Source organism: Clostridioides mangenotii TR, from assembly GCF_000498755.1.
GTDB classification, from domain to species: Bacteria; Bacillota; Clostridia; order Peptostreptococcales; family Peptostreptococcaceae; genus Metaclostridioides; species Metaclostridioides mangenotii_A.
In genome coordinates this window covers 50,274-58,666 of sequence record NZ_AXUS01000022.1, presented here as the reverse complement: position 1 = coordinate 58,666, position 8,393 = coordinate 50,274, and the positions used below count along the sequence as shown (strand labels likewise).

Annotated in this window: 8 protein-coding genes; 7 read left to right on the top strand and 1 reads right to left on the bottom strand. The window is 32.3% G+C overall.

Features of this window, described 5'->3' with window-relative positions; genetic code table 11:
- The first annotated feature begins 32 nt into the window (after positions 1–32).
- From rimM to brnQ, 5 genes are all read left to right on the top strand, one after another.
- Complete coding sequence (rimM, locus tag T473_RS0111710; protein WP_024622067.1) at positions 33–545, top strand: ribosome maturation factor RimM; 513 nt, start codon at positions 33–35, stop codon at positions 543–545.
- Positions 546–553: 8 nt separating this feature from the next.
- Complete coding sequence (trmD, locus tag T473_RS0111705) at positions 554–1,249, top strand: tRNA (guanosine(37)-N1)-methyltransferase TrmD (protein WP_024622066.1); 696 nt, start codon at positions 554–556, stop codon at positions 1,247–1,249.
- A gap of 193 nt (positions 1,250–1,442) precedes the next feature.
- Entirely contained in the window at positions 1,443–1,790 is a 348-nt protein-coding gene (rplS, locus tag T473_RS0111700; protein ID WP_024622065.1) for a 50S ribosomal protein L19, read from the top strand.
- 156 nt (positions 1,791–1,946) lie between these two features.
- The gene (gene ylqF, locus T473_RS0111695; RefSeq protein ID WP_024622064.1) at positions 1,947–2,846 is read left to right on the top strand and encodes a ribosome biogenesis GTPase YlqF; all 900 of its coding nucleotides are present in this window, start codon (positions 1,947–1,949) and stop codon (positions 2,844–2,846) included.
- A 368-nt stretch (positions 2,847–3,214) separates the two neighbouring features.
- On the top strand, positions 3,215–4,525 hold the full coding sequence (gene brnQ / locus T473_RS0111690; protein WP_024622063.1) for a branched-chain amino acid transport system II carrier protein: 1,311 nt from the start codon (positions 3,215–3,217) through the stop codon (positions 4,523–4,525).
- 197 nt (positions 4,526–4,722) lie between these two features.
- Here the strand turns inward: brnQ and T473_RS0111685 are convergent, their stop codons facing one another.
- Entirely contained in the window at positions 4,723–5,742 is a 1,020-nt protein-coding gene (locus tag T473_RS0111685; RefSeq protein WP_024622062.1) for a D-2-hydroxyacid dehydrogenase, read from the bottom strand.
- A 609-nt stretch (positions 5,743–6,351) separates the two neighbouring features.
- On the opposite strand from T473_RS0111685, the gene T473_RS0111680 reads away from it, so the two are divergent.
- Together T473_RS0111680 and T473_RS0111675 are read left to right on the top strand one after the other, a co-directional pair.
- Positions 6,352–7,584: a CaiB/BaiF CoA transferase family protein gene (locus tag T473_RS0111680; RefSeq protein WP_024622061.1), complete on the top strand. Its 1,233-nt coding sequence runs from the start codon at positions 6,352–6,354 to the stop codon at positions 7,582–7,584.
- A gap of 22 nt (positions 7,585–7,606) precedes the next feature.
- On the top strand, positions 7,607–8,383 hold the full coding sequence (locus tag T473_RS0111675; RefSeq protein ID WP_024622060.1) for an acyl-CoA dehydratase activase: 777 nt from the start codon (positions 7,607–7,609) through the stop codon (positions 8,381–8,383).
- The last annotated feature ends 10 nt before the right edge of the window (positions 8,384–8,393 follow it).

The window sequence follows — 8,393 nt, the reverse complement described above, 5'->3', positions numbered from 1 at the left end:
ACTATAAATAATTAATTAAAGAAGGTGAAAATATGGATGAGAAATTGGCTCACTTTAAGATTGGACAGATAGTAAATACTCAAGGACTAAAGGGAGAAGTAAAGATATATCCACTTACCAACGATATAAATAGATTTGACGACTTAGATAAATTTTATTTAGATAAAGATCTACAAAAAGAATGGGAAGTAGAGAAAGTAAGATATAAAGGAAAAATGGTCATAATGAAGATAAAGGCCATAGATTCGATTGAAGATGCAGAGAGACTTAGAAATAAATTCATCTGTGTAGGAAGAGAAAGCACTAGAGAGCTAGACGAAGATGAATTTTTTATTGCAGATATGATAGGAATCGACGTTTTTACTGTGGATGGAGATCGTGTAGGATTGCTTAGAGAGGTTCTTCAGTACTCAGCAAACGATGTTTATGTTATAGAAGGCGATGGTAAGGAGTATTTGATACCTGCCATATTAAAGTTTGTTCCAGAAATAAATATGAAAGAAAGAAAAATGATCATAGACCCAATAAAGGGAATGATAGACTAGGTGATAATATGAGATTTCATATAATGACGCTCTTTCCAGACATATTTACTTCTTATATGAATGAAAGCATAATGAAGAGAGCCGTTGAGAAAGAAATTATAGAAGTACATGTGTACAATATAAGAAATTATTCCGAAAATAAGCACAAGAAAGTAGACGACTATCCGTTTGGAGGTGGGGCCGGTATGGTTATGACTCCACAGCCTATATACGATACTTACAGACATATAATAGATGAATTTGGTATAACAGATCCAAAAGTCATATATCTAACTCCTAAGGGAAGAGTATTTAAACAACCTATAGCAGAAGAACTATCCACAGATGAAGATATAATATTGTTGTGTGGTCACTATGAGGGTGTAGATCAAAGGATAATCGATTTAATAGTTACAGATGAGATATCGATTGGCGATTATGTACTTACTGGAGGAGAGTTGCCAGCGCTTATAATGATCGATGCAATATCTAGACTTATTCCTGGAGTTTTAAACCAAAATGAATCTTTTGAGGAAGAATCTTTCAAAGATGACTTACTTGAATATCCACATTATACAAGACCTAGGGAGTTTAAAGGTTTACATGTTCCAGATGTATTGCTATCAGGAAATCATAAAAATATAGATGAGTGGAGAAAAAACGAGTCTATAAAGATAACCAAAGAGAGAAGAGAAGACTTGTACAAGAAGTCTTTAAAACGATAGAATCCACAAATTATAAAAATTTTATATAAATTATTTTTAATTGCAAATATTTCTAATAAGAGTATTTATTATCGTAAAACGCTTGTAAATAGGTACTTTATGTAGTATAATATAAAATGTTGAAAATACGGGCGTTCCTCTGTTTACAATGGTCAAGTAGTTAAGAACGTCTATGATATCAGGAGGAAGAAAGATGAACGAATTATTAAAATCATTAGAGCAAGAACAGTTAAAAAGTGATATCCCTAACTTTGGACCTGGGGACACTGTAAAAGTACACGTAAGAATAATAGAAGGTAAAAGAGAAAGAGTTCAGATATTCGAAGGTGTAGTTTTAAAGAGACAAGGTGGAGGAGCAAGAGAGACTTTCACAGTTAGAAAAATATCTTTCGGTATTGGTGTAGAAAGAACTTTCCCAGTTCACTCTCCAAAATTAGAGAAGATAGAAGTAACTAGAAAAGGTAAAGTTAGAAGAGCTAAACTACATTACTTAAGAGGTAGAGTAGGTAAAGCTGCTAAGATAAAAGAAGCAAGAAGATAATTTTAGAGGCTTTACTTTAAATAGGGGGGACTGATTTTTCAGTCCTTTTTCTGTTTTAATTGATAGAGTAATGTTTAATTAATAAGCTTTTAGTATAGATATTATTTATATAAATAGGAGTATTTAACGCTTCTAAACTTACGAGGAGGTAGTAAGATGTCTAAAGATTTCGATGAGTATTTATTGGACGACAACCTGCATATAAACTGGTACCCTGGGCATATGAAAAAGACGAAGGAATTGGTTCAAAACAACTTAAAGCTTGTTGATGTGGTTGTGGAGCTTTTGGATTCGAGAATACCGTTTAGTAGTAAAAATCCAGAAATAGATGAATTAGTAGGAAATAAACCAAGAGTAGTTGTTTTAAACAAGATAGATATGGCAGATAGAGAGAAGACAGATAGATGGATCAAGTACTATGATAAATTAGGTATAAAAGCTATTCCTGTAGACGCTATGAAGGGAACTGGAATAAACAAAATCATAGATGAGTGTAAAAAAGCGAATAAGGAAAAAATGGATCACCTTATAGAAAAGGGAAGAAGAGAACGTGCTGTTAGGCTTATGATAGTAGGGGTTCCTAATGTTGGAAAATCGTCGTTAATAAATAAGCTAACAGGAAGAAGAAGCACTCAGACAGGAGACAAGCCTGGAGTTACAAAAGGTAAGCAATGGGTGAGGTTAAAAGGAAACTTAGAACTTTTAGATACACCAGGAATCCTGTGGCCAAAATTTGAAGATCAAGAAGTAGCTCTGAATCTTGCTTTTAGTAGAGCTATAAAAGATGAAGTGTTAGATGTAGAGACTTTAGCACTTAGACTTATTGAAAAACTTATGTTAATAGAGCCTGAAAAGCTTAAAGAAAGATATAAATTAGATTCATTAGGGGAAACACCTATTGAGACTATGGATATGATAGGTATAAAAAGAGGATTTAAAGCTGGAAAAAATGAGTTGGACTACACGAGAATAGCGACTACAGTTTTAAATGAATTTAGAGAGGGAAAAATAGGAAAAATAACTCTTGAAGATGTAAACGATATTAAAAATATGTAAAAAGTATATAAAAAATTTAAAAAATATATAACAATTTAATACGAACAGTATAGTGTAGAAGTTAAGGCAATTTTGTCTTAACTTCTATTTTTATAATTTATTATATTATTAAGACAAAAAATTTTATAAAAAAAATTTAAAATGAAAATTTTCATACTTAAAATGCTATTGGGAATTTTTTAACAATTCAAAACCTTCTTGACACTTTAATTTCAAAACTATATAATAATCTTAAAATGTTAAGAAAACGTTAACTAGTTAAATTGATATTAATACAATTAACAAAATTGACTGTTTTTTAATAAACGCATTTATAATTATTAAACTTACTTAAGGCAACTTAAGTACAAAAAAAGAGGAGGTTTACAATGGAAACGACCAGTGTAAGGGGAAAAGACGTAATAGTTTTTGGATTTGCTTTATTTGCAATGTTCTTTGGAGCAGGTAACTTAATATTTCCACCGTATTTAGGAATTATAACAGGACCAGAATGGTTGACAGGATTTATAGGATTTACACTAGCAGACGCAGGGCTAGCTTTATTGGCTGTAATGGCTACTACAAGGTTTAACGGTGATGTAAACAAAATGTTTGAAAGATGTGGTAAGAAACTAGGTATAGCTATAGCGTGTGCAGATATCCTATGTATAGGACCTTTCTTGGCTATTCCGAGAACAGGTGCAACAACGTTTGAAATGGGTATAACTCCACTATTTGGAAACTCAATTCCAGTATTAGCATTCTGCATAGTATTCTTTGTATTAACTTATTTACTTACGATAAAGCCATCAAAAGTTGTTGATATAGTTGGTCAGTTCTTAACACCAGCATTATTTATAGCACTTACAGTAATTATAATTAAAGGTATAGTTGATCCAATAGGTCCAATTATAGATAAGCCGATGATAGATGGTGTATTTGCAGAAGGTATAGGTCAAGGTTACCAGACTATGGATGCGTTTGCAGCTATTGCTCTAGCATCTGTACTTATAGTATCTTTAAACGAAAAAGGATATAAAGGGTCAAAAGTTAAATTGAAAGCAATACTTATATCAGGTATAGTTGCATGTGTTGGTCTTGCTCTTGTCTATGGGGGTCTATGTTTCTTAGGGGCTACAGTATCTTCTATGAATGATGTAAATGCAGTTCAAACTCAAGTTATAGTTAATATAACTTTCCAATTACTTGGAAGCGTTGGTAAATCAATACTTGCAATTGCAGTTGCACTAGCTTGTTTAACTACATCTATAGGTTTAACTTCAGCGACAGGACAATACTTTGCAAAGCTTACAAATGGAAAAGTTACTTACGAAAAAGTAGTTTTAGCTGTTTGTATATTCAGTGCAGTAGTTGCATCTATGGGTGTAGGAAATATTATAAAATTAGCTTCTCCAGTACTTAGTGTGGTTTACCCACCTTCTATAGTACTCATAATATTGGCATTCTTTACTGAAAAAATTAAAAATGATAATGTATTTAAATTCTCGGTTTACATGTCTCTTGTAGTAAGTATAACGACTGTGTTAACTACTTATGGAGTTAATATACCGATAGTAAATACTTTACCATTTGCTCCTCTTGGATTTAACTGGGTTGTACCTGTTATTATAGCTGGTATAATAGGAAACTTTGTTCCGTCTAAGAGTCAAAAAAGAGCATATGTAATAGAGGAAGCGTAAATATACAGATGCATAATAGTTTAAGAATTAGCGATTGAGTCTAATTAAATAAAAGATGATTTCTCAAGTTAGAAATCATCTATTTAATTTATATAAATAATGAAAAACCTAAAATATAATAGGCTACTTTTAATTACTTTGTATTTTAATTACTTTGTAATAAAAGGTAGCCTTATTAATTGGGAAGTTATATTAAATTAATTAACAGCCTTAGCCGGTAATACGTTATTAGCACTGTCATTAGTAGTCAATACGTCTTTAACACAGCCTAAACTTATGCTGACGATATTATCAACTGCTGTAGTAGTGAAATAACCGATATGGTGAGTAAATAATACATTTTCCATACTAAGCAATTTCTTTATTTGCGGATCAGTTAGATCGTGGTGAGGAATTATTTGGTTTAAGAAAGCCCCCTCAGTCTCAAATGTATCTAGAGCCGCACCACATATGATACCGTTTTCCAGAGCGTCGATTAAATCATCAGTATTTATAATTCCGCCACGTCCGGCATTTACTATAAATGAGTCCTTTTTCATAAGTTTTAGATTATCTTTATTTATCATGTGTTTTGTACCTTCAGTAAGCGGTGTATGAAGAGAAACAACATCTGCTTCTTTAAGAACCTCTTCTAAAGTATTTTTATAAGTTAAAATATCTTTTAAAGAATCGTTTTCGTATGCATCATAAGCGATTACATTGGCTCCTAAACCTTTAAATAATTTAGCAGCAGTAGAACCTATTTTACCAGTACCAACTACACCTACAGTTATTGATCTTATCTCTCTAGCTATTAGATTAGCTGACCATCTGAAGTCACCAGCAGATACATTTCTGTTAATTAGGTGCATATTTCTAAGAAGATTCATTGTTTGTGTTACAGCTAACTCTGCAACAGAGTTTGGAGAATAAGCTGGAACATTAGTAATTATAAGTTCGTTTTTTATAGCATGATCTAAGTCGATCATATCAACTCCAGCTGTTCTTGAAGCTATTTGTTTTATGCCAAAATCTTTTAACTTCTCGTAAACTTCTATTTCGTTGATCGGATTAGTTTGTTGGATAGAAATTCCATCATACCCTTTTGCTTTATCTACAGTTGCAGCAGATAAACCTTCAGCAATCGTGTCAACTTGAATTTTGCTTCCATTTTCCTCAACCCACTTTGATATTGCTGGTAATTCATGTTCACGTGTACTAAACATCAATATTTTCATATTAAAGCCCCCTTATTGTTTTGATAGACAAGCAATCATACAATTCAATTAAAAATATAAACGTAATAAATACTTAAATAGAAACTATATAGACATATGATTTATGCTTTATCTATTTATTAATATTTTTTTAATGATTCTAAATGTAGTTTCTAAAAACTTAGAATCACTATTTGAAAAAATGCACATTGCTAATAACTAGCACATTGGAAAAATAAAAAATTAACCAAAAATGTGATTTGATGATTACATAATAGCATGTAGTTGTTAAATTTACAACAAGATAAATGTTAAATATTTCAACAATATATTCTAATATATGTAAACAAAAAATCTATATACTGGAAAAATATTGCATGATGCAAGACTAAACTGGTCTTTTGCAATGAATATAGATTTTATACCGATATTTAAAAAAACCTTAAAACCCACGAGAATGTGTAAAAATTAACGATATCTATAGAAAATACCAAGTTGGCACGTTAAATGCTTAACAGTATTGTGAGTAAAATAAAATTATAGCTCAAAATATAAAAATTTTATTTTTAAAAAGTTCTTAATTACAAAATTCAGTATTATATAAATTTAAACTATGTAGGAGGTTGGGTCATGGAAAACAATGGATTATTAAAAGGTGTAAGAGTTGTAGAGCTTTCAAGTTTCGTTGCAGCTCCTTGCTGTGCTAAGCTACTAGGAGACTGGGGAGCAGAGGTAATAAAAATTGAGCCACTTGGTGGAGATGGCATAAGAGTTATGGGTGGAACTTTTAAATCGCCATATACAGATGAAGAAAATCCAATGTTCGAACTTGAAAATGGAAATAAAAAAGGTATAAGCGTAAACGTTAAAACAAAAGAAGGGGTTGAAGTACTTCACAAACTGCTAGAGAAATCAGATATATTTGTTACTAATGTAAGAGAGCAGGCTCTTGCAAAAATGGGTCTTACTTACGATCAACTTAAAGATGCTTTCCCAGGACTTATTCATGCACACATATTAGGGTATGGAGAAGAAGGTCCATTAAAAGATAAACCAGGATTTGACTATACAGCATACTTCGCTAGAGGTGGAGTTAGCCAGTCATTAATGGAAAAAGGAACTTCACCATGTAATACAGCAGCTGGATTTGGTGATCACTATGCAGGTATATCTCTTGCAGCTGGAATCATGGCAGCTCTTTATAAGAAACAAATAACTGGTGAAGGAGACAAAGTAACAGTAAGTTTATTCCACACTGCACTTTATGGAATGGGAATGATGGTTACTACATCTCAATATGGAAATGAAATGCCAATATCAAGAGCAGAGCCAAACAGTCCACTTATGACAACTTACAGATGTAAAGACGATAAATGGATACAACTTGCTCTTATCCAATACAATAAATGGCTTCCTAAATTCTGTGATGTTATAAACAGAAAAGATATTATGGAAGATGATAGATTTAACGATATAAGTGTAATGCCACTACATGTAAATGAAATGGTTGAAATAGTAGAAAAGGCAATGCTTGAAAAAACTCTTGATGAATGGTCAGTACTTTTAGATGCAGCAGACCTTCCTTTTGAAAAAGTTCAAAGTTGTGAAGATCTACTTACTGATGAACAAGCATGGGCAAACGATTTCTTATTTAAAACTACTTATGCAAATGGAAACGAAGGTGTACTTGTAAACGGACCAGTTAAGTTTAAAACTATGGGAATAAAAGAGTACTCACCAGCTCCAAGAATAGGAGAGCATACAGAAGAAGTGCTTAGAGAGTTAGGATACAACGATGATGAAATATCAGCTATGGTAAGCTCACAAGCTATAAAAGTAGATGCTGTAAAAGAATTAGTCTAGATTTATAAAGGAGACATGAAAAATGTACACAATGGGATTGGATATAGGATCGACTGCATCTAAAGGACTAATTTTAAAAGATGGAAAAGAGATCACGGCTTATTCAACAATTCCTTCAGGTACAGGAACTAGCGGGCCTGCTAGAGTTCTTGAAGAGTTGTTTTCAAAGCTAAATATAACTGAAGGTGATATCGAAAACACTGTAGTGACTGGTTATGGTCGTATGAAATACGCAGATGTTCATAAACAGATAAGTGAGCTGAGCTGTCATACAAAAGGCGTAAAGTTTTTAATACCTACAGTTAGAACAGTGATAGATATTGGAGGTCAAGATGCCAAAGCTCTTAAATTAGATGAAAATGGGGTAATGCTTAACTTCTTGATGAACGATAAATGTGCTGCAGGTACTGGTAGATTTTTAGATGTAATGGCTAAGATTGTCGAAGTAGATGTATCTGATCTTGGTAATATATCGATGAAATCTCAAAAAGAAGTACCTATAAGCAATACTTGTACAGTATTTGCTGAGTCAGAAGTTATATCACATTTATCAAACGATATAGCTATTGAAGATATAGTAGCGGGTATTCATACTTCAGTGGCTAAAAGGGTTGCCAGTTTGGTAAAGAGAATTGGCGTTAAAGAAGATGTAGTAATGGTTGGGGGAGTAGCTAAAAATCCAGGTGTAGTAAAGGCTATGGAAAAAGAATTAGGAACAAAGATAATAGTTCCAGAGATACCTCAACTTACAGGTGCCTTAGGGGCAGCTATATATGCTTATAATGAAACAAAAAAATAATAATAAAGAG

Excerpts from the sequence above, each read along its gene's own strand:
- brnQ (WP_024622063.1), top strand. The coding sequence starts at position 3,215 with ATGGAAACGACCAGTGTAAGGGGAAAAGACGTAATAGTTTTTGGATTT.
- T473_RS0111685 (WP_024622062.1), bottom strand. The coding sequence starts at position 5,742 with ATGAAAATATTGATGTTTAGTACACGTGAACATGAATTACCAGCAATA.
- T473_RS0111675 (WP_024622060.1), top strand. The coding sequence starts at position 7,607 with ATGTACACAATGGGATTGGATATAGGATCGACTGCATCTAAAGGACTA.
- rplS (WP_024622065.1), top strand. The coding sequence starts at position 1,443 with ATGAACGAATTATTAAAATCATTAGAGCAAGAACAGTTAAAAAGTGAT.
- ylqF (WP_024622064.1), top strand. The coding sequence starts at position 1,947 with ATGTCTAAAGATTTCGATGAGTATTTATTGGACGACAACCTGCATATA.
- rimM (WP_024622067.1), top strand. The coding sequence starts at position 33 with ATGGATGAGAAATTGGCTCACTTTAAGATTGGACAGATAGTAAATACT.
- T473_RS0111680 (WP_024622061.1), top strand. The coding sequence starts at position 6,352 with ATGGAAAACAATGGATTATTAAAAGGTGTAAGAGTTGTAGAGCTTTCA.
- trmD (WP_024622066.1), top strand. The coding sequence starts at position 554 with ATGAGATTTCATATAATGACGCTCTTTCCAGACATATTTACTTCTTAT.